The sequence below is a fragment of the Mycobacterium lentiflavum genome (genome assembly GCF_022374895.2).
Taxonomy (GTDB): domain Bacteria; phylum Actinomycetota; class Actinomycetes; order Mycobacteriales; family Mycobacteriaceae; genus Mycobacterium; species Mycobacterium lentiflavum.
Window position 1 is genome coordinate 3,622,913 of record NZ_CP092423.2, and the last position, 23,008, is coordinate 3,645,920.

Annotated in this window: 24 protein-coding genes and 1 pseudogene; 12 read left to right on the plus strand and 13 right to left on the minus strand. The window is 65.2% G+C overall.

Annotated elements, in window-relative coordinates:
* Nucleotides 1-93: 93 nt before the first annotated feature.
* Nucleotides 94-1,179, minus strand: a complete 1,086-nt coding sequence (locus MJO58_RS16950) for an NAD(P)H-dependent amine dehydrogenase family protein (RefSeq protein WP_239723323.1) — start codon at nt 1,177-1,179, stop codon at nt 94-96.
* A 92-nt stretch (nt 1,180-1,271) separates the two neighbouring features.
* Here MJO58_RS16950 and MJO58_RS16955 point away from each other — a divergent pair, with 92 nt between their 5' ends.
* The 4 genes from MJO58_RS16955 (at nt 1,272) to MJO58_RS16970 (ending at nt 4,878) form a co-directional block, all read left to right on the plus strand.
* Nucleotides 1,272-2,480, plus strand: a complete 1,209-nt coding sequence (locus tag MJO58_RS16955; protein WP_090603564.1) for an MFS transporter — start codon at nt 1,272-1,274, stop codon at nt 2,478-2,480.
* A gap of 56 nt (nt 2,481-2,536) precedes the next feature.
* Entirely contained in the window at nt 2,537-2,884 is a 348-nt protein-coding gene (locus MJO58_RS16960; protein ID WP_175364453.1) for an MmpS family transport accessory protein, read from the plus strand.
* 80 nt (nt 2,885-2,964) lie between these two features.
* Nucleotides 2,965-4,242 (plus strand): cytochrome P450, encoded by a 1,278-nt coding sequence (locus MJO58_RS16965; RefSeq protein ID WP_434086378.1) that lies wholly within the window; start codon nt 2,965-2,967, stop codon nt 4,240-4,242.
* A 69-nt stretch (nt 4,243-4,311) separates the two neighbouring features.
* The gene (locus MJO58_RS16970) at nt 4,312-4,878 is read left to right on the plus strand and encodes an ester cyclase (protein WP_090603570.1); all 567 of its coding nucleotides are present in this window, start codon (nt 4,312-4,314) and stop codon (nt 4,876-4,878) included.
* Between the two features lie 19 nt (nt 4,879-4,897).
* On the opposite strand, the gene MJO58_RS16975 is transcribed toward MJO58_RS16970, so the two are convergent.
* Nucleotides 4,898-5,620 carry a haloacid dehalogenase type II gene (locus MJO58_RS16975; protein ID WP_239720124.1) on the minus strand — a complete coding sequence of 241 codons (723 nt, stop codon included), beginning with the start codon at nt 5,618-5,620 and terminating at the stop codon, nt 4,898-4,900.
* Between the two features lie 173 nt (nt 5,621-5,793).
* Between MJO58_RS16975 and MJO58_RS16980 the strand changes: the two genes are divergently transcribed.
* The 3 genes and pseudogenes from MJO58_RS16980 to MJO58_RS16990 form a co-directional block, all read left to right on the plus strand.
* Nucleotides 5,794-6,105, plus strand: a complete 312-nt coding sequence (locus MJO58_RS16980; protein ID WP_090609234.1) for a YidH family protein — start codon at nt 5,794-5,796, stop codon at nt 6,103-6,105.
* Nucleotides 6,102-6,428 carry a DUF202 domain-containing protein gene (locus MJO58_RS16985; protein WP_239720125.1) on the plus strand — a complete coding sequence of 109 codons (327 nt, stop codon included), beginning with the start codon at nt 6,102-6,104 and terminating at the stop codon, nt 6,426-6,428. Before MJO58_RS16980 ends, MJO58_RS16985 begins: the two co-directional genes overlap by 4 nt.
* A 182-nt stretch (nt 6,429-6,610) precedes the next feature.
* A pseudogene (locus MJO58_RS16990) lies at nt 6,611-7,333 on the plus strand (lysophospholipid acyltransferase family protein); the annotation flags it as partial.
* A gap of 30 nt (nt 7,334-7,363) precedes the next feature.
* On the opposite strand, the gene MJO58_RS16995 reads toward MJO58_RS16990, so the two are convergent.
* Nucleotides 7,364-8,107, minus strand: coding sequence for an Rv3717 family N-acetylmuramoyl-L-alanine amidase (locus MJO58_RS16995; RefSeq protein WP_090603578.1), 744 nt, complete (start codon nt 8,105-8,107; stop codon nt 7,364-7,366).
* A gap of 245 nt (nt 8,108-8,352) precedes the next feature.
* Here MJO58_RS16995 and MJO58_RS17000 point away from each other — a divergent pair, with 245 nt between their 5' ends.
* Both MJO58_RS17000 and MJO58_RS17005 read left to right on the plus strand, forming a co-directional pair.
* Entirely contained in the window at nt 8,353-9,117 is a 765-nt protein-coding gene (locus MJO58_RS17000) for a cutinase family protein (protein ID WP_239720127.1), read from the plus strand.
* Nucleotides 9,118-9,155: 38 nt separating this feature from the next.
* Complete coding sequence (locus MJO58_RS17005; RefSeq protein WP_239720129.1) at nt 9,156-10,325, plus strand: acyl-CoA dehydrogenase family protein; 1,170 nt, start codon at nt 9,156-9,158, stop codon at nt 10,323-10,325.
* Here MJO58_RS17005 and MJO58_RS17010 read toward each other — a convergent pair whose 3' ends face one another.
* The 9 genes from MJO58_RS17010 to MJO58_RS17050 form a co-directional block, all read right to left on the minus strand.
* Nucleotides 10,326-10,892 carry a TetR/AcrR family transcriptional regulator gene (locus MJO58_RS17010; RefSeq protein WP_090603582.1) on the minus strand — a complete coding sequence of 189 codons (567 nt, stop codon included), beginning with the start codon at nt 10,890-10,892 and terminating at the stop codon, nt 10,326-10,328.
* A gap of 35 nt (nt 10,893-10,927) precedes the next feature.
* Entirely contained in the window at nt 10,928-11,194 is a 267-nt protein-coding gene (locus MJO58_RS17015; RefSeq protein WP_090603584.1) for a carboxymuconolactone decarboxylase family protein, read from the minus strand.
* A gap of 4 nt (nt 11,195-11,198) precedes the next feature.
* Nucleotides 11,199-12,068 (minus strand): dioxygenase family protein, encoded by an 870-nt coding sequence (locus MJO58_RS17020; RefSeq protein ID WP_239720131.1) that lies wholly within the window; start codon nt 12,066-12,068, stop codon nt 11,199-11,201.
* Nucleotides 12,069-12,082: 14 nt separating this feature from the next.
* Complete coding sequence (locus MJO58_RS17025; RefSeq protein ID WP_239720133.1) at nt 12,083-13,048, minus strand: quinone oxidoreductase family protein; 966 nt, start codon at nt 13,046-13,048, stop codon at nt 12,083-12,085.
* Between the two features lie 13 nt (nt 13,049-13,061).
* Nucleotides 13,062-14,114, minus strand: coding sequence for an EcsC family protein (locus MJO58_RS17030; RefSeq protein WP_239720134.1), 1,053 nt, complete (start codon nt 14,112-14,114; stop codon nt 13,062-13,064).
* 304 nt (nt 14,115-14,418) lie between these two features.
* Entirely contained in the window at nt 14,419-15,666 is a 1,248-nt protein-coding gene (locus MJO58_RS17035) for an HNH endonuclease signature motif containing protein (protein ID WP_239720135.1), read from the minus strand.
* A 246-nt stretch (nt 15,667-15,912) separates the two neighbouring features.
* Nucleotides 15,913-16,383, minus strand: coding sequence for an HD domain-containing protein (locus MJO58_RS17040; RefSeq protein WP_090603592.1), 471 nt, complete (start codon nt 16,381-16,383; stop codon nt 15,913-15,915).
* A gap of 13 nt (nt 16,384-16,396) precedes the next feature.
* Nucleotides 16,397-17,425 carry an EcsC family protein gene (locus MJO58_RS17045; protein WP_239720136.1) on the minus strand — a complete coding sequence of 343 codons (1,029 nt, stop codon included), beginning with the start codon at nt 17,423-17,425 and terminating at the stop codon, nt 16,397-16,399.
* A gap of 226 nt (nt 17,426-17,651) precedes the next feature.
* On the minus strand, nt 17,652-18,104 hold the full coding sequence (locus tag MJO58_RS17050; RefSeq protein WP_239720137.1) for a VOC family protein: 453 nt from the start codon (nt 18,102-18,104) through the stop codon (nt 17,652-17,654).
* A 65-nt stretch (nt 18,105-18,169) separates the two neighbouring features.
* Between MJO58_RS17050 and MJO58_RS17055 the strand changes: the two genes are divergently transcribed.
* Nucleotides 18,170-19,423: a cytochrome P450 gene (locus MJO58_RS17055; RefSeq protein ID WP_239720138.1), complete on the plus strand. Its 1,254-nt coding sequence runs from the start codon at nt 18,170-18,172 to the stop codon at nt 19,421-19,423.
* 7 nt (nt 19,424-19,430) lie between these two features.
* Here the strand turns inward: MJO58_RS17055 and MJO58_RS17060 are convergent, their stop codons facing one another.
* On the minus strand, nt 19,431-20,576 hold the full coding sequence (locus tag MJO58_RS17060; RefSeq protein ID WP_239720139.1) for a serine/threonine-protein kinase: 1,146 nt from the start codon (nt 20,574-20,576) through the stop codon (nt 19,431-19,433).
* Nucleotides 20,577-20,754: 178 nt separating this feature from the next.
* Between MJO58_RS17060 and MJO58_RS17065 the strand changes: the two genes are divergently transcribed.
* Nucleotides 20,755-21,603, plus strand: coding sequence for a phytanoyl-CoA dioxygenase family protein (locus tag MJO58_RS17065; protein ID WP_239720140.1), 849 nt, complete (start codon nt 20,755-20,757; stop codon nt 21,601-21,603).
* The gene (locus MJO58_RS17070; protein WP_239720141.1) at nt 21,600-22,985 is read left to right on the plus strand and encodes an FAD-binding oxidoreductase; all 1,386 of its coding nucleotides are present in this window, start codon (nt 21,600-21,602) and stop codon (nt 22,983-22,985) included. The genes MJO58_RS17065 and MJO58_RS17070 overlap by 4 nt, the downstream gene beginning before the upstream one ends.
* Nucleotides 22,986-23,008: the final 23 nt, after the last annotated feature.

The following is a 23,008-nucleotide window of genomic DNA, read 5'->3' on the forward strand; positions in this document are numbered from 1 at the left end:
CCTATCCCCGATTTTGTCGGTTATACATATAGCCAATCTCTGCGCTGGCTATGCGTGAGCTGTATAACGTCGCGGCCTCAGTATAAGCCCTGGTCACCGTATGTTGCCGGCTCCGGCGATAAGCGGAAGGTCCAGCGGGGTGACCCAGCCGGGCCGCAAGTCGTTGACCGCCGGCACCGCATTCAGTGCCCGCAGCCCGGTCGCCAGACACCCGGCCGCGGCGGCGTCCCGCCCGGAGCCGTCGGTGAATCGGAACGCGGTCTCCTGAAAGATGCTCGGGGTTCCTTCGATGTCCACCCGGTAGACGTCGTTGTCGTGACCGGTCGGCCAGTCGGGGGCGGCGTCGAGCCCGATGCGGTTGACGTGCTCGAGCTGGATGCGGGTCTCGCCCTGGTAGACGCCGTTGATGGTGAACCGCACAGCGGCGACGTGCCCGGGCTTGATGACGCCGCGCGCCGAGTTACGTTCGGTCGGTGTCACCCACTTGTCCCAGGTGGTGGTGATCTCGTCGAGCATGATCCCGGCGGCGTGCGCGATCATCGGGACGGTCGCACCCCAGGCGAAGATCAGCATGTCGCGATCTTCGAGCATCGGCTTGAATTCGGGCTCGCGGCCGATGCCCATCTCGAACTCGTAGTCGCCCTCGTAATTGGTGTAGTCGAGCAACTCGGACGCCCGCACCTTACGGATCTCCGAACACAGACCCATCAGCGTCATCGGGAACATGTCGTTGGCGAATCCGGGGTCGATGCCGGTGGTGAAGCACGACGACTCGCCGAGCTCACAGGCTTCGGTGATGGGCTCGATCCAGTTCGGCGGGTTCAGGTGCATCGTCGGCCACACCCACGGCGTCATGGCCGTCGAGCACACGTCGATGCCGGCGCGCAGGAAGCTGGTGATCAGCTTGATGTTCTCCTTGGCGTGCATCGCCGTCGGGCCGTAGTGCACCAGCGCGTCCGGCTTCAGCGCGATCAGCGCGTCCATGTCGTCGGTGGCGGTGATGCCGACCTTCTCGGACATGCCGCAGATGTCGCCGACGTCGCGGCCGACCTTGTCCGGATTGCTGACGCCGACGCCGACCAACTCAAACAGCGGGTGCTTGACGATCTCGGGGATCACCATCCTGCCCACGAAGCCGGTACCGAACACCACCACGCGCTTTGAGCCGCTTATCGACATACCCAACCTTCCGGTCACCAGCCCCCCGCTTCACATTAAGTGGGTGACCGGTGTGGCACCTAACATCTGACTGTGCGAACGATGATGCCGCGATGAGCCGCCCCGACACGGTTATTCGTAAGGGCCCGATCTGGCTCACCCGGAATGTGTGGGTGCTGTCGCTGGTGTCACTGCTGCAAGATGCGGCGAGCGAGTTGCTTTACCCGCTGCTGCCGATTTACTTGACGACCGTGTTGGGTGCGCCGCCGTCGGTCGTCGGGGCGGTGGAAGGCGCGGCGGAGGGCGCCGCGTCGATCACCAAGCTGGTGTCGGGCCCGTTGGGCGATCGGTTTTCCCGCCGACCGCTGATCGCGACCGGATACGGGATGGCAGCACTCGGCAAGGTCCTCGTCGCCGTCGCCAGCGCGTGGCCCGGTGTGTTGCTCGGGCGGGTTGTCGACCGATTGGGCAAGGGACTGCGCGGTGCGCCGCGCGATGCACTGCTGATCGACGGAATCGATTCGGCCGCGCGCGGCCGGGTGTTCGGGTTCCACCGCGCGTGGGACACACTCGGTGCGGTCATCGGGCCGCTGCTCGGGCTGGCCGGATACGAGCTGTTCCATCACCAGATCGGTCCGGTCCTCTATCTGGCGGTGATCCCCGCGGTGCTCAGCGTGCTGGTGATCGCCTGGGTCCGGGAACGACCGCGAGACGCGCGGCGAGCAACCAGGGTGCGGGTGTTCGCCCAGACCCGTCTGCTGCCCCGCCGGTACTGGGCGGTGGTTTCCTTTCTGGTGGTGTTCAGCTTGGTAAACTTCCCTGACGCGCTACTTCTGTTGCGGCTCAAGGAGATCGGCTTTTCGGTGGCCGACGTCATCTTGGCCTATGTCGGCTACAACCTGGTCTACGCGGTGGCGAGCTTCCCGGCCGGGTGGCTGGCGGACCGTTTCGGTCGTCCAGTCACCTACGGAGCCGGTCTGGTGTTCTTCGCGATCGGCTATGTCGGTCTGGGCATCACCACAGACGCGGCGATCGCCTCAGCCCTGATCGTCGCCTACGGGTTGTTCACCGCCTGCTATGACGGCGTCGCGAAGGCCTGGATATCGACGCTCGTCGGGGAAGCGCTGCAATCGAGCGCCCAAGGCGTCTTTCAGGGGCTCAGTGGGTGCGCGGTGCTGGCTGCGGGCCTGTGGGCCGGCTTCTCGTGGGGCGCCGACGGTCGGCTGCCGTTGCTGATCTCGGGTGTGGTCGGGGCGGCATGCGCTGTTGTTCTGCTGGGCGCCCTGGCCGTTCGCCGGCGCCGCACCGGGCCAGTTTCCTGAAGGCGTCGGACGCCAACCGCTTCCCTACCGTCGCCCGTGGTGACACGATGCAATTCATGAGAACGCACCTCGCCGCACCGTCGATGCTGCTGGCTATCGGTTTCGGGTTCGCAAATGCCTGCGGCGTCGCCCACGCCATCCCCCAGATGCCCCAGGTCCGTTACGAAGTCAATGGCCCGGCGGTCGCCCAGTTCATCTACTACCAAACCGACACCGGGCAGCTGCACCAAGTGAATGCGCCGCTGCCCTGGTCGACGGAGTTCACCGCGTTCGGCGGTCAGGTGTTCACGATCAGCGCCCAGGGCCCGGGTCCCATCTCCTGCAAGATTTTGATGGACGGCAACGTAGTCAGCGCCGCGACGGCGACGACGGGCGTTCCCGCGAGAACCGTCTGTACGCACTGATCCGGGTCTAGGCTCCCCAGTGTCACCTCTTCAGATCCCGTTCGACGGCGAAGGGAAGCCACGTGAGCCTTGAGACCGACATGGCGTCGCGACCGAACGGGACACCCCCGCCCGAACTCCCGCTTGCCGATGTCCAACTCGAATCGCTCGATTTCTGGGTGCGCAACGACGACCTGCGCGACGCGGCTTTCGCCACCTTGCGCCGGGAGGCCCCGATATCGTTTTGGTCGCCGATTAAGTACGAGGGGTTTGAGACCGGCAATGGGTATTGGGCGCTGACCAAGCTCGACGACGTCCACTTCGCCAGCCGTCATCCCGACATCTTCAGCTCCGCCAGCGGCATCACGATCAACGACCAGACACCGGAATTGGCCGAGTATTTCGGCTCGATGATCGTGATGGACGACCCGCGACACCAGCGGCTGCGTTCGATCGTCAGCCGGGCGTTCACCCCGAAAGTGGTTGCCCGCATTGAGGCTTCGGTGCGCGAACGTGCGCACCGACTGGTCACCTCGCTGCGCACCGAGAATCCCGACGGCCAGGCCGATCTCGTCACCGAGCTCGCGGGGCCGCTGCCGCTGCAGGTCATCTGCGACATGATGGGCATTCCCGAAGCGGACCATCAGCGAATCTTCCACTGGACCAACGTGATTCTCGGCTTCGGCGACCCCGATCTGACCTTGGATTTCGAAGAGTTCATGCAGGTGTCGATGGACATTGGCGCCTACGCCACCGCGCTGGCCGAGGACCGCCGGTCCAACCACCACGACGACCTGACCACCGCCCTGGTCGAAGCCGAGGTCGACGGCGATCGGCTGACCTCCCAGGAGATCGCGTCGTTCTTCATCCTGCTGGTGGTGGCCGGCAACGAAACCACGCGCAATGCGATCAGCCATGGCGTGCTGGCCTTGTCCCGCTTCCCCGAGCAACGGGAGAGGTGGTGGTCCGACTTCGAGGCCCTGACGCCCACCGCGGTCGAGGAGATCGTGCGGTGGGCCTCCCCGGTGATCTACATGCGCCGCACCCTGACGCGGGATTTCGAATTGAGCGGCGTCAGGATGGCCGAAGGCGACAAGGTTGCGCTGTACTACAACTCGGCCAACCGTGACGAGTCACGGTTCGACAATCCGTGGGCTTTCGATGTCGCGCGCAACCCGAATCCGCATCTGGGTTTCGGGGGCGGTGGCGCACATTTCTGCTTGGGCGCCAACCTGGCTCGCCGCGAGATCCGGGTCGTCTTCGACGAACTGCGCCGCGAGATCCCCGACATGACCGTGACCGGCAAACCGGCGCGGTTGCTGTCCCAATTCATTCACGGCATCAAGACCCTGCCGGTGTCCTGGACTCCCCGGGGTTAAGCCCGTTTCATCGCGGGCCCCGATTGCGGGCGCGATATCGGAAGCACGGCCTGGGATTACGCTGACCCGATGACAGCCCCCGCGTTTCCCGCCCCCGAAGTGCTGGCCGCGCGCCAGAAACTCGTGCTCGACCACTTCCACGACGAGGTCCGCCAGGACTGGGACGACGTGCTGGCGACCTTTCCGCACCCCCACTACGAGCTGATCCCGCAGATGGTCATCCACGATGGAAACGACGCGGTGCGTGGCTACTACAACTACACGCGCACCGCGTTCCCCGATCAGGACCACGAGATCATCGCGCTGCGGCACAGTGCCGACGCGGTGATCGTCGAGTTCTGGTTGATGGGCACACATCGGGGTTTCCTGGGCAAGGTGCCGCCCACCGGCAGCCGGTTCCGGGTGCGCATGAACGCGTACTTCGTGTTCGACGACACCGAAACGCTTGTCTGCGAACGCATTTACTTCGACACGCTGACGATGATCAAACAGCTCCTCGGCGGGCTGGACATGAAGAAGCCGTCGAACTGGCTGCTGGGCGCCCGCGCGGTGCGCGGCCTGTTGTCGATGTCTTCGGCGAAGCCGGACCCGGCGCTGACCAACACCGTGGCGCCGGCCTTCACCCGAGCGAGCTAGCGGTCGCCATGCGGACGCGTTAAGACGGCCACCAGACGCCCAGCTGATCGGCGAGGTCGAGGAAGTCCGGCGCGTTGATGTCGAACTCGTCCGAATACTCCACATCGGGATCGCCGTCGGCGCCGAATTCCAGCGGACGCGCGATGAACGCCGTGCGAAAGCCGAGTTCGGCCGCGGCGCGGAGGTCGTATTTGTGGCTGGCCACCATCATGATCTCGGCGGGTTCCAGGCCCAGGTAGGTCGCGGCCATCCGATAGATCGCCGGGTCCGGCTTGAAAACGCCGGCCATCTCGGCGGCGAAGATCGCGTCCCAGGGCAATCGCGCGCGCTTGGAGATATTGATGACCGCGGACACGTCGGCGTTCGACAGCGTCGCCAAGGTGAAGTCGCTCTTCAACCAGGAGAGCCCGGGTGCGACATCCGGCCAGGGCTCGAGTCGTTGCCAGGCCAGGGTGAGATCCTCGCGCTCGGCATCGGTGAAGCCGACGATGCCGCACTCGTCCAGCAGGGTATCGAGCGCGGTGCGGTATACCGAGTGCACCGACACCCATCCACTCTGGCGGCTGCGCGTGTCCTCGAGCGTGGCGAAGTAGCCTGCCCGCCAACGCCGGACCAGGTCGGGCCAATCGACGTCCGGGTGACGTCCCGCGCTGATCCGTTGCGCCTCGCCGCAGACCGTCGAATGGAAGTCCGTCGCGGTGCCCTGCACGTCGAACAACAACGCCTTAACCACAACCTTCATCATGCAACGGCGCGGCGCAAGGCGCCGTGGTGAGCCACGCGGTTGGTTAAAATCATCGGTAAAGAAAAGCTTGTTCCCATCTGCTCTGCGAGGTACGCGTGTCCGACAAGGCCATCACCGAGCGCCACCCCGAGGACCACGCGGAAGAGAGCGAGCCTGACTATCGGTTCACCATGGCCAACGAACGCACCTTCCTGGCCTGGCAGCGCACCGCACTGGGTCTACTCGCGGCCGCCGTCGCACTGGTGCAGCTCGTTCCAGAGATGACGGTGCCCGGTGCCCGCCGGCTGCTCGGCCTGGGCCTCGTGGTGCTGGCGATCCTCACCAGCGGGATGGGGCTGCTGCGCTGGCAGCAAGCGGATCACGCGATGCGCCGCGGCGAGCCCCTGCCCCGGCATCCCTCGCCGGCCTACCTCGCGGTGGGTCTCAGCCTGGTCGGCCTTGTCGCACTCGGGTTGGTCGTTCTGAAGGTCGTCTCGGGTTGACGGCGGCGCACGGAAATCCCGTCCGCGGGCTCCAGGCCGAACGCACGACGCTCGCCTGGTCCCGGACATCGTTCGCGTTCCTGGCCAACGGCGTGCTGCTGGCCATCAAGGAAATCCACGGCGCACGGGGCTGGGTGCCATTGATCCCGGCGGGTGTGGCTCTGCTTGCCGCGACGTGTACCTACCTGATCGCCTTCCGGCGACAGGCGATATTGCAGCGCCGACCGCTTCCGGCCCACATCAGCCCTCGTCGCCCCGTCTACATCATCGGGATCGCCACGTTGCTGCTCATCGTCATGGCCACGGCAGCGCAGCTGGTGTAGCGACCTTTCACCTACCCTTTGCGTTCACCATCTCCAAACGTGCTGTTTACCATAACTTTTCGCTGCAACGCTGCGGATGCGGCTTCGCTGAATAGCTCCTTACAATCGGCCTGCCACGTGGATGCAGCGCGACATCTTGGAGGCTTGAAATGACGACGACAGGTTTGCCGGAGACATCGCGCGGAGTCCGCCTGCGCAGGCAGGGAAATCTGGTCGCCGGCTTCGGCCTGGCCCTGCCGGTCGGCGCGGGCGCGCTGGGTGTTGGCCTGCTGACCCGCAGCCGTCGGCGCGGGCTGAACTTCTTCCGGTCCACCTGGCCCCGGTTATTGCTCGCCACTAACGGCATTCGCTACCGCGTGATCGGCGCCGAGAATTTGACGGCACAGCGCCCGGCCGTGTTCCTCTACAACCACCGCAACGGAGTCGACCCCTTCATCGCCGCCGCGTTGCTGCGCGACGACTGGATCAAAATCGCGAAGAAGGAATTGGCGAGCGACCCGATCATCGGCACGCTGCTCAAGTTCAACGAGGGCGTCTTCCTCGACCGAGACGACCCGGCCGCCGCGGTGGAAACCCTGCACGAAGTCGAGGAACGCGCGAAGGGCGGCCTGTCCATCCTGATCGCCCCGGAAGGCACCTCGCGCGACACCATGACGGGGGTGGGGCCGTTCAAGAAGGGGGCGTTCCGGATCGCGATGGCCGCGGGCATTCCGATCGTGCCGATCGTGATCCGCAACGCCGAGATCATCGCCGCAAAGAACTCGCTCAAGATCACCCCGGGCACGGTCGACGTTGCCGTGCTGCCGCCGATCCCGGTCGACGAGTGGACGCTGCAGACGCTGCCGGATCACATTGCCGAGGTGCGTCAGCTCTATCTGGACACCCTCGCCGATTGGCCGACGGATGTCCCCAAAGAAGCTGTCCCAGGCTAAGTTTCACCGGCCGTTCAGAAACGCAACGATCCCCTGCGTGACGGCGGCGGCGTATTTCGCCCGCCCGTCCGCGCTTTCCATCAGCGCCGCTTCCTCCGGATTCTTCATGTTGCCGAGTTCGACGAGCACCGCCGGGTACTGGGCCAGGTTCAGGCCGGCCAGGTCGGCGCGCCCGTAGAGGCCATCCGCCCCGATGTAGGTGGAGGGATGAAACCCCGCTTGCACCAGGGCATCTCGCATCGTATGTGCCAGTTGCACGGCCGGGCCCGCCTGGACGTCGTTGAGCGGTGGGGCCGAGTAGTTGACGTGAAATCCGCTGCCGGACGCCGGACCGCCGTCGGCGTGAATGCTCACGATCGCATTGGGATGCATCGCATTCGCCTGCGCGGCGCGCTGGTCCACGCAGGGGCCGACGGAGCTGTCGTTGTCGCGAGACAGCGCGGTATTGACGCCCATTTGCCGCAGCGAGTCATTGATCAGGCCGACGACGGCCCAATTGAACGCATGCTCCGGATAGCCGCCGTTGGTCGCGGCGCCCGACGTTTGGCAGGCTTTGGTGCCGCCCCGGCCATTCGGGACTTGCTCGTTTATCGAGGCGTCATTCACGGCGTTGTGGCCCGCGTCGAGGAAGACGGATGAGCCGGCGAGCCCGGCGGAAGCGCGCGGGGCAACAAGCGTTGTCAGACCGAGCAGTGCTGGGGTCACACCGGCAAGTTTCAGGGCGTCGCGTCTGGAAACAGATTTCACCCGGGCGAACCCTCGATGCGCAGGCGGATCGCTCACCGCGCGATGGTAACAATCCCGCGCTATCCTCGAGATCAAGCCGATTGATTGGTAAAGGCACGACGTCGGGACCTGCCAGCAGTCCTTCGGTATTGACCGGGGATATCGCGCCAAATAAGACCACTGCCGCACTTCTGCGTGTCGCTTTTGTGGTCATTGGCAACGGTGGTCAACTGGTCGTGGAACTCAGATGTTTGGGATGGGCACCGATGGGAATTTATTTCGGCATGATCGCCGGTCACATCACTCGAATCGTCAAACCAACGGCACTAGCAGCCGTGGGACTTGGTACCAGTTTCCTTGTCTCCCCTACTCCGTCGGCTTTGGCCGAGCCGTGTCCGGACGCCCAAGTGGTGTTCGCGCGTGGCACCGGCGAGCCGGAAGGTATCGGCCCGACCGGGCAGGCCTTCGTCGATAACTTGCGCGGGCGCGAAGCCGGAAAGTCCGTCGACGTCTACGCCGTCAACTACCCCGCCAGCAATGAGTGGCAGACTGGGCTCGACGGCATCCGAGACGCCGGCGCGCACGTCGTGTCGATGGCGAACAGCTGCCCCAAGACCAAGATGGTGCTCAGCGGCTTTTCCCAGGGCGCGGCCGTGATGGGCTTCGTCACCTCGGCGTCGGTTCCCGATGGCGTCGATCCCGCGACCGTGCCAAAGCCACTGGCGCCCGAAATCGCCGACCACGTCGCCGCGGTGGTGCTCTTCGGCACGCCCAACGTGCGGGCCATGAACTTCCTGGGCCAACCGCCGCTGGTCATCGGACCGAGCTACGTGGGCAAGACCCTCAAGGTCTGCGCCACCGACGACCCGGTGTGTTCGGACGGCATGAACTTCGCCGCCCACGACACCTACGCAGACGGCGGAGCGTACATCGACAAGGGGGCGGCGTTCGCCGCGAGCCGACTCGACGAGGCCGCCGGCGGACCGACCGTCGTTGCGCACGCGCCCACCGGCACCGGATTCGGCAACTGACCGGGTTTACATACTAAAAGGTATGTTACGGTGACCGCATGTCTGCGGTCGAAAGCCGCTCGCTGCACGGAATCACCGACGAATTCGTCACGCGGTTAGCGCAGCGTGCTGAGGAAGCCGAGCAGCTGCGCCGGCTTCCGACGGCGACGGTGAGCGAGTTCAGGCAGACGGACCTGTTCCGGCTGCTGCTGCCCGCCCGGTTCGGTGGTATCCAAGCATCGTTTCCCGAAGTGCTGGAACCGATTCGGTTGATGGCGCACGGCTGCGCATCGAGCGCGTGGACATTGGGGTTCTACGCGCTGCATAACTGGATGCTGTCACTGTTCGACCCGCGGCTTCAGGAAGAAGTGTTCGCCTCGGGTCCGGTGCTGGCGCCGGCTCCGTTGGCCCCGACCGGCCGTGGCCATCCGACCGAAGGCGGCGTGCGCCTGACCGGCCGATGGTCATGGGCGACGGGTGCGATGGACGCCGATTGGGTGATCGTGGGTGCGCTGGTCGAGAGCGACGACGGCATCCTTCCGGCGCTCGCGGTGCTGCCCGCCGGCCAGGTCGAGGTCGACGACGTATGGCATACCGCGGGCATGCGGGCCACCGGCTCCCACGACCTGATCGCGACCGACGTCTTCGTCCCCGAACACCGCATCGCCAGCGTGGCCGACATCTATGGCGGCACGGCCCCGGGCGCGGCTGTGCACGGGGTCGCTACCTATCGGTGGCCGCTGGTGCCCGCGCTCGCGTTGGTGGCATCGATGCCAGTGCTCGGTACCGCCGAGCGGGTGACCGAGCTGTTCGCCGAGCGGCTGAGCGGCCGCGTGCTGGCGTATAGCGGTGTGGCGCAAAAGGATCAGCCCGCCGCGCAGATCAGGCTGGGCGACGCGACCGCGCGGCTGCGCGCGCTGCGGGCGCTGGTGGCCGAGACTGCTGCGACCATCGACGCGCTGGTGGTCAGCGGTGAACGGGTGCACCGATCGGAACGGGCCAACGCCCGGCTGGCCGCGGCGTACACCGTGCATGAGTGCCGGGCGATAATCGCCGATCTGCTGGAGGCCGCCGGCGCGAGCGCTCACTTCTTGTCAAGCCCATTGCAGCGCGCCAAGCGCGACGTGGACATTGCCGCGGGCCATGTGGTGTTCGACTATGACGTGAGCCGGGAGTTGGCCGGAGCGTTGGCGATTGGCGCCAAGATCTCGCCGATCGCGATGGTGTGACTATTTCGAACCGGCCAGCATCAGGTCCAGGAAGCGTTCGTGTCGAGCCAGCTTCTGCGCCTGGCCGGGCGAGGCGGTGAGGTGCAGTAGCCCGATGCCCGCCGCGAAGGTCAGCTCCGCCCGCAGTTTGGCGTCCTCGTGGCTGAATCCGCAGTCGCCATAGGCCTTTGTGACGGCGCGAAGCAGGCGGCGATCCGCGTCCCGGATGTTCGCGGCGGCGGTTTGATCGGTGCGGGCCCATTCCCGCATCGCGCGTTCGAGCATCCAGTGTTGCGGCCTGACCAAGGAAATCATCATGGCGGACAGGCGTTCCCGGGGCGGAAGTGTGTCGATCTCGGCCAAGCTTTGCCGATCCTCCTCGCGGAACGCATTCCACGAGTCGACCAGTGCGGCGCGGTAACCGTCCATGTCCTCGAAGTGCCAATAGAAGCTGCCGCGGGTGGCGCCGACTTGTCGACAGAGGCGTTCGATCTTGAGGGCGCGCGCCCCCTCCTCGGCGAGCAAGGTGTAGCCGGCCTGCAGCCAGTCGTCGGCTGACAGGCGCGTCGAGGGCTTACGCGCGGCCACGTCGTGCAACGTTACGGCCAATCAGGTCCGCATCGTTAGGCTTGTGGAAAATTAAGCGGCAGGTGTTGGGCGAGTTCGTAGGCCGAACCCTGCAGGTTGGCCACCCGTAGGACGATCACCTCGCGCATCCGCGCGCTGAAGGTCGGGCTGGCGTACAGCTCGTCCATCTGCTGTGTCCAGCCGGGAAATACGTTGGGCGCGTTGGCGAGTAGCCGGAAGACGTTGAGGTTGCCGCGACGGGCCGCCCACTCGCGGGTTGACTCGGGCTGCTGGTCGAGGTCGGCGAGCGCGATTCGTGTCATGGTTTCACTTTGCCGCGAGCGTGAACGTCCAGTCCAGGGTGACGAACGGTTCGTCGACTGTCGTTCCATCCGGCGCGACGCCCGGTTCGTGGCGCACGAAGTCGGCCTTCAGGGATTCCTGCGCCGAGAACACGGCATCGCAATCGATGTAGGGGTCGTCTTTGAGGAATAGCTGCGTGATCAGTGGTTGGTAGCCGTCGGCGTGGAACCAGAAGTGCACATGTTGGGGTCGCATCACGGATCGATTGGCGGCGCGCAGGATTTCCCCGCACGGGCCGTCGGTGGGCACCGGGTAGTAGCGGGGCGTGATCGAGCGGTACCAGAATTTGCCGTCGTGATCCGTGGTCAGCAGCGCGCGCATGGCGAACTCGCCGTGCAGTGGTTCGGTCATTTGCACGTCGTAGAACCCGGTGCCGTCGCTGTGCCAGGTGTCCACCTGCGCGCCGGCGATCGGCCTGCCCTGTTCGTCGACGACCCGACCGGTCATGAACATCGGTGTTCCCGCAACGCCATTGGAGATGTCGGCGCCATTGGGTGCGGTCGGACGGTCCTTGACATAGAACGGGCCCAGCAGCGCCGAGTCGGTGGACGATCCGCCGGTCTGCTCGTTGATTTTGTCCAGCAGCATCGACAGGCCGAGGATGTCGGAGAGCAGCACCACCTCCTGGCGGGTGGGGCTGGAGATCTTGCCGAGCCGTTCGATGAAGTCCATCGCGGTGAACCACTCGTCGCCGGTCAGCCGCACCTCGCGGGCGAAGTCGTGCAGGTGCTGCACCAGGCTTCGGAAAACTTGGCGAAAGCGTTCGTCGGTGGACGTGTCGAAGGTCTTGAGCACTTCGTCGGTGATGGTGTGTTCGTTCAGATCGGTTGCCATTGTGGTTGCCTCTCTTAGGGATTGATCACGACGCGGCCCGGGATGTGGCTGGCGACCGCATTGTAGGCTGCTGCGCTGTTTTCGAGGTCGTAGCGGGCGGTGATGGGCAGTGGGCGGAACTCGCCGGATTCGAAGTGGGGCAACATCTTTTGCAGTAGCTGCGCGCAGTCGACGACGCTGAGTTTGCCGCTGTCGACGCCCAGGATGCGGGTTTCGTTGCGGTACAGGGCCCGTATATCGATCTCGACTGTTGGCGAGCCGACGGCGCTGATGATGACCAGCCTGCCGCGCCGGGCGAGCGAGGCCAGCGCGGCCTGTGTAGTCCCGCCGCCTACCGCGTCGTACACGACATCGACACCCTTACCGTCGGTGAGTCGTTTGATCTCGGTGGCGGCATCGTTGTCGAGGAAGACGAATTCGTCGATGACTGTGGCGGCGGGAGTCTCCGGGTCGGGTTTGCGGCGACTCGCGCCGATTACCCGGGCGCCGAGCGCGTGCGCGATCTGCGCGACGGCACCACCCACTCCCCCGGAGACACCGAAGATGGCGATCGTCTCGCCGTTAGCCAGCTGTGCTGTCTCGACCGCGCCCGACCAAGCGGTGACGAAGTTGACGCCGACGGCGGCGGCCTCGTCGAAGCTGAGTTTTTTCGGCTTTCGCGCCAGCGCTTCGACGGGGACCTTGATGAGCTCGGCGTGCGAGCCGTCGCGGGTAAAACGGACGTCGCCACCGGTGCCCCACACTTCGGCGCCTTCCCATTCGGGTGGACCGCTCACGACCACCCCGGCGAAGTCGCGTCCGGGGGTGCGCGGCAGCACCGTCCAGTCCATCAGGCCGGCAACGTTTTTCACATCGGATGGGTTGACCGATGCGGCTTCGACGCGGATCACCGCTTCCCGCGGGGTCGCCGACGGGTCGGGCAGATCGGCAATGTGCAGAACGGTGGGGTCACCGAACGTGTCGAAACGCAACGCCCGCATGGCTGTTCCTCCGTCACTCATCTTCGTCGGTATCGGCGCCGTCGACGTCGATGCCTTCCGAATTGAGGATGTCGATGAGGTCAAGCGCTTCGTCGTCGCTATCGTCGGCGGCATCGACATCGATGGGCTCGACGTTGCCGCTCTTGTCATACAAGAAGCGCTCGCGGTAGGCCCAGTACGCGGCATCGGCAATGTCGGCGACTGTCTTCCAGTTCAAGGCGGCGCCAATCCCGACTCCGACGACGGGCGCAAGCTGAAAGACTTTTGACCGGGCCAGCTTCTCGGTGAACTTGACGGCGAACTTCTGAGCCACCTTGGCGAAGGTCTGCTCATCAAGCTCGTGCCAGGCCGCGTTTCGGGCAAGTCTTTCCGTCAAGACCGCAAGCTGTTGGTAGGCAGCGGCTTTCGCCGACGGTGTTCCGGCGAGTCCCAATCCGATGACTTGCATCATGAAAATCTCTTCGGCGGGATCGAACGGGTCATAGCCGTAATACAGAGCATCCTGCGCTACAACGCTGCTGCACGCTGTCAAAAGCACTGCGGCGTCGACACCCATGGCCGTGACGACGGTGCCGAGTCCCGGCCCGGCTGCGACGCCGGCGGTTCCGGCCGCACCGACAGTTGCTACCGCCTCACCACTGCTGATGGCGAGGCCGGCCGCAGCACCTTCGACTGCTGCGGATATCGAGTAGGCGTGACGCGTGAAAGCAAACGCCGCCACGTCGTCGATGGTTCTGAGGTCGAGCTTGCGGATGTCATCGAGATGTTCTACGGCGTGACCTTTCCGCGCGTAAGCGCCGATCACCAGGCTGGGCGACGTCGTCATTTGACCGGTCTTGGTCATGAACTTGCCGGCGTTCGCGGCCGTGGTGCCGAGCAGCGCCGCGCCGGAGTCGGCCACCTTGTCAAGCCCCGACACCTTCAGCGCCTTGTTGACCAGGTCGGGGCCAATGCCTCGGACCCGGTCGGGAATTGCGGGAATCAGGCGACGTGGCGGACGAAGGCTGCGCTGCTTATGCGCGGTGACCTTCTTGAGCTGTTCTTGCTCGTAGCCAGATAGCGCCACCCGCTGCTCCCATGTGGTTGTTCCCGCATCATCACAGCACAACCGGAGTCACTGTGCCGCGCGCGATCTGCGCCGAGCCCCGTCCTCGAGTTCGGCACCGAGTTGGCACGTTAGTGCGCACGTCGGCGCGGATCGCGGTGAGGGTATTGCCGAGGTCGTCGGGGTGGCGGGCCGGCGGTGCGGGTCTGGTTGTCAACGTCGTTTCACGATGCAGTTGCAGCGCGGATCGCGAACGAATTTCTTGATGCCGCAACCCGTTTGAGCGTTGATCCGGTGCTGGTCATGACCGGCGGCGGTGAGCTACCTAGTTGTGTGTTGGTGGTGGTTGTGGTTGGAAGGGTTGGTACCACCACCAGTGGGCGCGTTCGCCGGTGGGCCCGGGGCATGGCGCGACCGCGGGTGGGGGTTGGGTTGGTGGGCGCGCCAGCGATCCCGGGCTGAGCGGTCGGCCGGCGTGGTCGGTGACGATGAGGGCGTCTGCGGTTCCGGCGATGGTGATAACGCCCCGATGGTGCAACCGATGGTGATACGGGCACACCAACACCAGGTTGACCAACTCCGTGGAGCCGCCGTCTTCCCAGTGCCGGATGTGATGGGCGTGCAGACCACGCGTGGCCCCACAGCCAGGAACCGCGCACGTGGGATGGCGATACTCAAGCGCACGCCGAAGCCGCCGGCTGATCAGCCGCGTCGACCGGCCGGCACCGATGACCTCGCCGTCACGTTCGAACCACACCTCACAGCTGGCATCACAGGTCAGATAGCGGCGCTCGGCCTCGGACAGCAGCGGACCCAAATGCAGCGCCGCAACACGCTGCTCCACATCGACGTGCACCACCACAGTGGTGTGCTGCCCATGCGGGCGGCGGGCCGCCTCGGCGTCCCACCCCGTCTCGACCAGGCGCATCAACGCCTCGACAGTGCCCGGCACCGGCGGCACCTGATCTGACGCGCCGTCACCCTTGCCGTGCGCAAGCTTCCACTCGGCGATCAGCGCCTCACGATGAGACACCAAGGCGGCGTCGAACTTTGCGGCGTCGTGGTGGCCCAGAGTGATGCGGTAGCAGCTGCCCTGCTGGGTGGTGGTCGTGGTGATCGAGCGCTCGGGCTCGGGCTGAGGCTCGGCTTCGGGTCGCGGTTCCAGCTTGACCGCCGTGCGCAACTGGCTGACCGTCGCCACCGCAGCCAGCTCCGCATAGTGCTCATCAGACCCCGCCCCGGCCCGCGCCGCGATCACACCGACCTGATCCAACGACAGCCGCCCCTCCCGCATACCCTGAGCACAGCGCGGAAACTCCGCCAGCCGGCCCGCGACGGCGGCGATCGCGTGAGCATTTGCCGACGAGCAACCGAGCTTCCAGGCCACCAACGCCGCCACCGACCGCGCGCCCGTCACGCCACACAATTGGTCGCGATCAATCTCGGCCACGATCTCCACGATGCGCCCATCAATCGCATTACGCTGACCCGTCAACTCCGCCAACTCCTCGAACAACACCTCCAGCCGCTCGCCAGGACCCACCCCTGCGGCAGCCGATGCAGTCAAAGACATAACGACATCATCACATCGGGGTACGACAACTTTCGGGCGTCGATCCGCGCCGGGAAGTGGCCGTCATCAACTGCCAACAGGTGCCCGACGCCGCGCCACGCCGTCATGCGCCTTAGGCGGTCTTCACGGTGCGCACGTCGACCACCCGCCGCTGACGTGGACGCTGTATCTGGCTTCCGCGGAGTCGCAAACCGGCGCCGTCAAGGCGCTCGTGGACACGATCGCGCGATACGTCGACAACTAAATTCATTGCGCCGCAAGTGATCTGCGCCGGGCCCCGTCGTCAAAGTCGGCGCCGAGCGCGGCGTAGGCGCCCGCGTACTTATGTGTCAGTCGGGCACGGTCGGACTCGGTCAGGGTCGCCATGCGTTCGGGATCGGTGTTGTCGGCCAGATCCGCGAGCTTCACTTCCCGGGCGGTCGGGTGCTCGCTGATGCGCTGGTAGTAACTGGCGGACGGCTGGTCGCTGCGGCGGGTGAGCAGCTCGATCGCGTCGATTGCCGCCTGCGGGATGCCGCGATCGCTCAGTTCCGCCGCGGTGATGCCGGTGTCCTCAATGACGTCGTGCAGCAAGGCCGCCACCACGGCATCGGTGTTGGAGGGATCCACGTAAGACGCCACCCGACGGACGTGTCCCACATAGGGCATGCCGGCCTTGTCGACCTGGCCCGCATGCGCCTCGGCCGCAATTGCGTCTGCCACAGCAATGGGGTCCAATGCGCCGATCCTTTCACTTGCCGGGGTGGATACCTTCCGACTTCAGGATGTCGACAACATCAATCGCCGGTAGATCGTCGTCGGCGAGATCGACATTAATTGCAGGGGAGTCGACTTCGCCGCTCTTTTCGTACAAGAAGCGCTCGCGGTACGTCCAATAGGCGGCATCGGCAATCGCGGTGACCGCCTTCCAGTTCAAGGCTGCGCCGATACCGACTCCGATGACGGGTACCAGCTGACCGAGCTTTTTGGTCGCCAGCGACTCGGCGAAGTTCACGGCGAACTTCTGAACCACTTTGGCGAATGTCTGTTGGTCGAGTTCCTGCCAGGCCTCGTCTCGAGCAAGGCTTTCGGTCAATAGTGCAAGCTGTTGGTAGGCAGCGGCTTTCGCCGATACTGAGCCTGCCAATCCCAATCCGATGACTTGCATCATGAAGATCTCTTCGGCGGGTTCGCGCGGGTCGTAGCCGTAATAGAGCGCATGCTGAGCCACCACCCCAGTGCACGCGGTCAACAGCGCTGCGGCATCGACACCCATCGCCGTAGCGACCGCGCCCAATCCGGGAACGGCCGCGGCTCCAGCAGTTGCCGCCGCGCCCGCGGCTGTCACCGCCTCGCCGCCGCTGATGACGAGGCCGGCTGCCGCACCTTCTGCGGCTGCCGACAGAGAGTAGGCGTGCTGCAGGAGCGTGAAGGGCGCCACATCGTCGATCGTCTTCAGGTCGAGCTTCCCGATGTCGTCGAGGTGTGCTACCGCATGACCTTTCTTCGCGTAGGCACTGATGACGCGAGTAGCAGAGGTCGTGAGTTGACTCGTCTTGCTCATGACCTTGCCCGCGGCCTCGGTCGTTGCGTCCACCACTGCCACGACGGGTTCGGTCACCGTCTTGACACCCGGCAGCTTCACCATCTTGTTGACCAGCCCGGGACCAATGCCTCTGACGTTGAAGGGTAGGAATCGGCGTGACTTACGACCGAGGACACGCTCCTTATGCGCGGCGACCTTCGCGAGCTGTTCCTGCTCGTATTCGGATAACGCCACCGGATGCTCCCCGCGTTGATTGGGCCCAACAACATGAGAGCACAGCCACGGGGAGTCAGCAGGCCGGTGCCAATCCTGATCCTCCTTCGGGATACATCCCGCCCTTGGCAGCCCCAGGCGGTGGCTTTCCCGCTATCGGCAGTTCACAGTCGCATGAATGCGTTTAGCCGCGTATCAGCAGTTGATTGGGGGCTCGAGGCCGGCGCGTTTGAGCCCCCGTCTCTCCCTAGGGCCTCGGCGGCAATGCCGCCAGCCAGTCATCCGTGACCAGCTCGATGATCTGCCCGTCGGGGTCGCGGATGATGCCCATCATGTCGGACACCGCTTCCTCGACCACCGATCCCCCGAACTCCGGAACCTTGGCCAATACTGCGCCGAGGTCAGACACCGACATTGAAATGTGGGTCAGCCCAACCTCATCCATGACGCGCCGAGGGCCGGCGTGCACCTGCCGCTTGGAGTAGTCGATCAACTCCAGCACAAAGCCGTCGCGAACTAGATACGACGCCTTGACCCCGAGCGGCGCGGGAAGCTGCACCACCTGGGCGGTGAGGTTGTCGGGCGGTTCGAGCTCCCACCAGAACTGGAAACCGAGCACTTCCTCGTAGAACCGGCGCGACCGCTCGGTATCGGCGACGCACAAGCCCACGTGATTGAAGGTCGTTCGGTAGCTGCTCATCGCTCCTACTTCAGTCGCCCGGCCCAAAAGCGTAATAATGCAAAGATAGCCAGGAAGGCAACCCATTGACTCACCGCCCCGGCGTCGCCCCAGACGCGATAGTCGACTTCGACCATCACTCCGACGAATTCAACCTCAACCCGGAGACCGTCAACGCGTACCTCAGGCAAAAGTGTCCGGTCGCGTGGAACACGCAATACGACGGCTTCTGGTACCTCAGCAGCTACGACGCCGTGAGCACGACGGCAAGAGACGGCGACACCTTCGCCCACAAGTACGAACCGAACGCTGACGACGGCGTCGATTACCAAGGCGAAATGGGCGTCCCGCGCCCCGAAGGTCAGCCGGCGCTCGGTATCGGCGAAATAGACGGCCCCTATCACCTGGCCCTACGGCACGCGCTCGCCCCGTTCTTCTCCCCCGGCGCCGTCGAAAAGATGAAGCCGTTCATGGAGGAAAAAGCCCACCAGTTCCTCGACCAGCACATCGAAGACGGCGAGATGGATCTGGTGCTCGACTACGCCAGCCCGGTGCCGGCCATCCTCACGATGAAGTTGATGGGCCTGCCGCTCGACAACTGGCACATCTACGCCAGCATGTTCCACAACGTCATGGCCGTCCCGCAAGACAGCCCCGAATACGCCGAAGCCATCGGCAAAGTCCCGGCCATGATGGAAGAAGTTCTCCAGCACGCCGCGCAACGACGCGCCGACAAACGAGAAGACTTGACCAGCTTCCTGATTCAATTCGAGTTCGACGGGCAGCACCTCACCGACGAACAGCTGCTCAACATCCTCTGGAACCTGATCGCCGGCGGTGTCGACACCACCACCTCACAAACCGCGCTCACGCTCAAACACCTCGGCACGCACCCGGAACTCAGACAACAACTGATAAACCACCCCGAGCTCTACCGCACCGCCACCGACGAATTCCTGCGCTACTTCAGCGTCAACCGCTCGCTGAGCCGGACCGTCACCAAGGACGTCGAGCTCTATGGCCAACAGCTGAAGAAGAACGATCGGCTCATCATCAGCTGGGTCTCGGCGAACCACGACGAAAAAGAATTCGAAAATCCCGACGATGTCATCCTGGACCGAACCCCTAACCGCCACTTAGCCTTTGGGCTCGGACCCCACAGATGCATCGGCTCGCACCTGGCACGGCTGATGTCCGAGGTGATGGTCAAGACGGTCCTCGACCGGATCCCCGACTACCGGGTCAACGAAGAAGAAGCTCACCAATACCTGGGCAACCCGAGCATGACGGGGCTGAGCAAGCTGCCGGTCACGTTCACGCCCGGAACCCGGCGCGGCTGAGCGACACTCACGGCCCTTCTCCGCCTTTGTGCTTCTTCGGCCGCTTTGGCGGTGGCGGCGGTGGTTGCTCGAGGCTGCTGCTCGGTGTGGTGGTGGTGATGCTGGTGGTCGTCGGTGGCGGCGGCGTGGGCGTCGTCGTGTCGACCGGCGCCGGCGGCGTCGACGAAAACGGCGGATCGATCATGACCAGCATGAACCCCAGCACGAACAAGGCAATAATCGCCGCGATCCACAGTTTGCGTCGTGACGGGCCGGGGCCCGCGGGCGTATAGCCCGTCAGCGCGGGCAGCGGCGCCGGCATGACCCGAGTCGGCACCCGCACGGGAGGCGGCGGCGAATACGCGCCGGCCAGCGCGGCTCGCATCGCGTTGGCATGCTCGTACCGCCATGCCGGGTCGCGCGCCATCGCGCGTTCGATCGTGCCGGCAAGGCTCGGTGGCACATCCGGGCGCAGCGCGGCAATCGGCGGCGGCGCCTCGTGCAGGATCGCGTGGGCCAACGGACCGAGGTCCTCCTGCGGAAACGGCCGCCGTGCGGTCAGCGCCTCGTACCCCACCACGCCGAGCGCATACAGGTCGTCGGCCACCGTGGCCGGCTTGGCGGCGAGCCGGTCGGGGCTCAAATAGGCCATGCTGCCGATGATTTCGCCGGCTCGCGTGTAGGCGGCGCCGGATGTCTTGGCGATGCCGAAATCCGCGAGCTTGGGTTCGCCGGCGGCGGTGAACAAGATGTTGCCCGGCTTGACGTCGCGGTGCAGAATGCCGATGTTGTGCGCCTCGGCGAGTGCGTCTAGCACCCCGTCGAGGACGGCTTGCACGAACGGCACCGGCAGCGGCCCGCGCGCGATGTGGTCGGCCAGCGACATACCGGGCAGCCGCTCCATCACGATGAACGGCAACCCTTTGTGCTCCCCCACGTCATGGACCACGACGACGTGCCGACCGGTCAGCTGCGCGGCCGCCCGCGCCTCCATCTCGAACCGGGGACGGCTGTCCGGCCGAGCACTCACCCCGGGATAGAGCAGCTTGACGGCGACGGGGCGGCTCAACTTCATATCCCATCCGTCGCGTACCTCGGCCATCGCGCCGCGACCAAGCAGACCGCGCAGTTCGTAGCGGCCGCCGACGACAACCGCGCCCGTGGAAGTAGGCACCTCGTCGGTGTCCTGGGCGCGGTGACGCTGAGTACCGTCGAGCTTCAGGTCGATCCCGCCGTTCGGTTCCGCAATTAATGGCAGTCTCCTGGTTTAACCCGAGATACCGAAACTGAAACGTCGGCCACCACGCGTGGCCTGCTTGACCAGCGGTCAACCGAGGTCCACTGTCGGAGACATGAACGAGCCCGTCACGACGCTGGACGACCTCAAGAACGACCTGGCGGGCCGGCACAAATGGACGCCGAGCAGCGGCGCTTCCGTCGACTCCGCGATCGTCGACGCCGACATGGCGGCCCTCGATCGCGACGGCTACGTCATCTGGGAGAACCTGCTCAGCGCGGACGAGTGCCGGCAGATCCGCGACACCGTCACACCGTGGCTGGAGCACACCGGACGCAACTCCTTCGAAGGCCGAAAAACCCAGCGCATCTACAGCGTCCTGAGCAGGACCCGCCAGTGCGACCGACTGGTCGAGCATCCGCGCGTGCTCGCCGTCCTAGATCGGCTGCTGATGCCCAACTACTTGCTTTCGGCGTTGCAGGCCATCAACATTCAGCCCGGCGAGGCCGCGCAGCTGCCCCACCACGACGACGGCTTTTACCCGATTCCGCGGCCGCGGGCGCCGCTGGCCGCCGCGACGATCTGGGCGATCGACGACTTCACCGCCGACAACGGCTCGACCGTGGTCTTCCCCGGCAGCCATCGCTGGCCCGCCCGCGCGCCCGGGCCCGACGACAAGTCGATGCCCGTCGTCATGCCCGCCGGCTCCTGCGTCTTCTTCGTCGGAACGCTCTGGCACGGCGGCGGCGCCAACACCACCGAGCAGTCACGGCTTGCCGTGACCGCCCAATACTGCCAACCCTGGCTGCGGACGATGGAGGCCTTCACACTGTCGGTCCCGCAGGACGTCGCGCGACGGCTCTCCGCCGACATCCAGCGCATGATCGGCTACAGCATCCACCCACCGTTCGTCGGCGCGGTCGACGGCCTGCATCCCTTGCGACTGCTAGAAAATCCTTCATGAACGACATCGCGAACCGTCTGCGGAAAATCGTCGGAACCCACAACCTCTTGGAAGGCGACGCGATCCCCGACGACTATTGGCACGACGAGGAGCTGAATCAACCGCCGCAGCGTCCGGCCTACGTCGCCAAACCCGCCACCGCCGAAGAGGTATCGCGGCTGTTGAAAGTGGCTACGGAGCACCAGGTTCCGGTGACGGCGCGCGGATCCGGAACCGGCTTGTCGGGTGCGGCGATGCCACGCGAGGACGGGTTGGTCATCTCGTTCGAGCACATGAACAAAGTCCTCGAGGTCGATACCACCAATCAGGTCGCCGTCGTCCAACCCGGCGTGACGCTCACCGAGCTCGACGCCGCCACCGCAGACGCAGGCCTGCGCTATATGGTCCAGCCCGGAGAGCTGTCGTCCAGCGTTGGCGGCAATGTCGGGACCAACGCCGGCGGGATGCGCGCGGTCAAATACGGGATCGCCCGCCACAATGTGCTCGGGCTGCAAGCCGTGCTGCCGACCGGCGAGATCATCCGCACCGGCGGCAAGATCGCCAAGGTGTCCACTGGCTACGACCTGACGCAACTCATCGTCGGCTCCGAAGGCACGCTCGCGTTGGCCACCGAGGTGATCGTCAAGCTGCATCCGCGCCTTGACCACAGCGCCACCGTGCTCGCGCCGTTCGCCGATTTCGACCAGGTCATGGAGGCGGTGCCGCAGGTCATCGCCAGCGGCCTGGGGCCTTACATCCTTGAATACATCGACAATCTGACGATGGCCGCGCTCGTGCACACCCAGCATCTGGAACTCGGTATCCCGGACAAGATCCGCGACAGCTGTCAGGCCTATCTTGTTGTGGGACTTGAGAATCGGACCGCAGACCGCCTCGACGAGGATGTCGAGCGGGCCGGTGAGCTGCTCGCCGAGCTCGGAGCCGTGGATGCCTATGTGTTGGAAGGCGGTTCGGCCCGCAAGCTGATCGAGGCGCGTGAGAACGCGTTCTGGACGCTGAAGGCGATCGGCGCCGACGACTTGATCGACACCGTCGTACCGCGCGGGGCCATGCCGAAGTTCCTCGAGGCCGTGCGCGGCCTGGCGACGGCGGCCGGCGGCGGCGCGGCGGGCTGTGGTCATGCCGGCGACGGCAACGTACACCTGGCGATCTTCTGCAACGACCCCGACACACGCAAGAAGCTGCTAACCGATATCTTCTCTCTCGCAATGGAATTGGGCGGCGCGATCTCTGGCGAGCACGGCCTGGGCCGCGCCAAGGCGCCGTACTGGCGCGAGCTCGAAGACCCGGTCAAGGTCGACCTACTGCACCGGATCAAGGAGTCCTTCGACCCCGCCGGCATCCTCAACCCCGATGTCGTCTTTGCCGCAGAACGCCAGTGACGCCGCATCACCGATTTCGAATT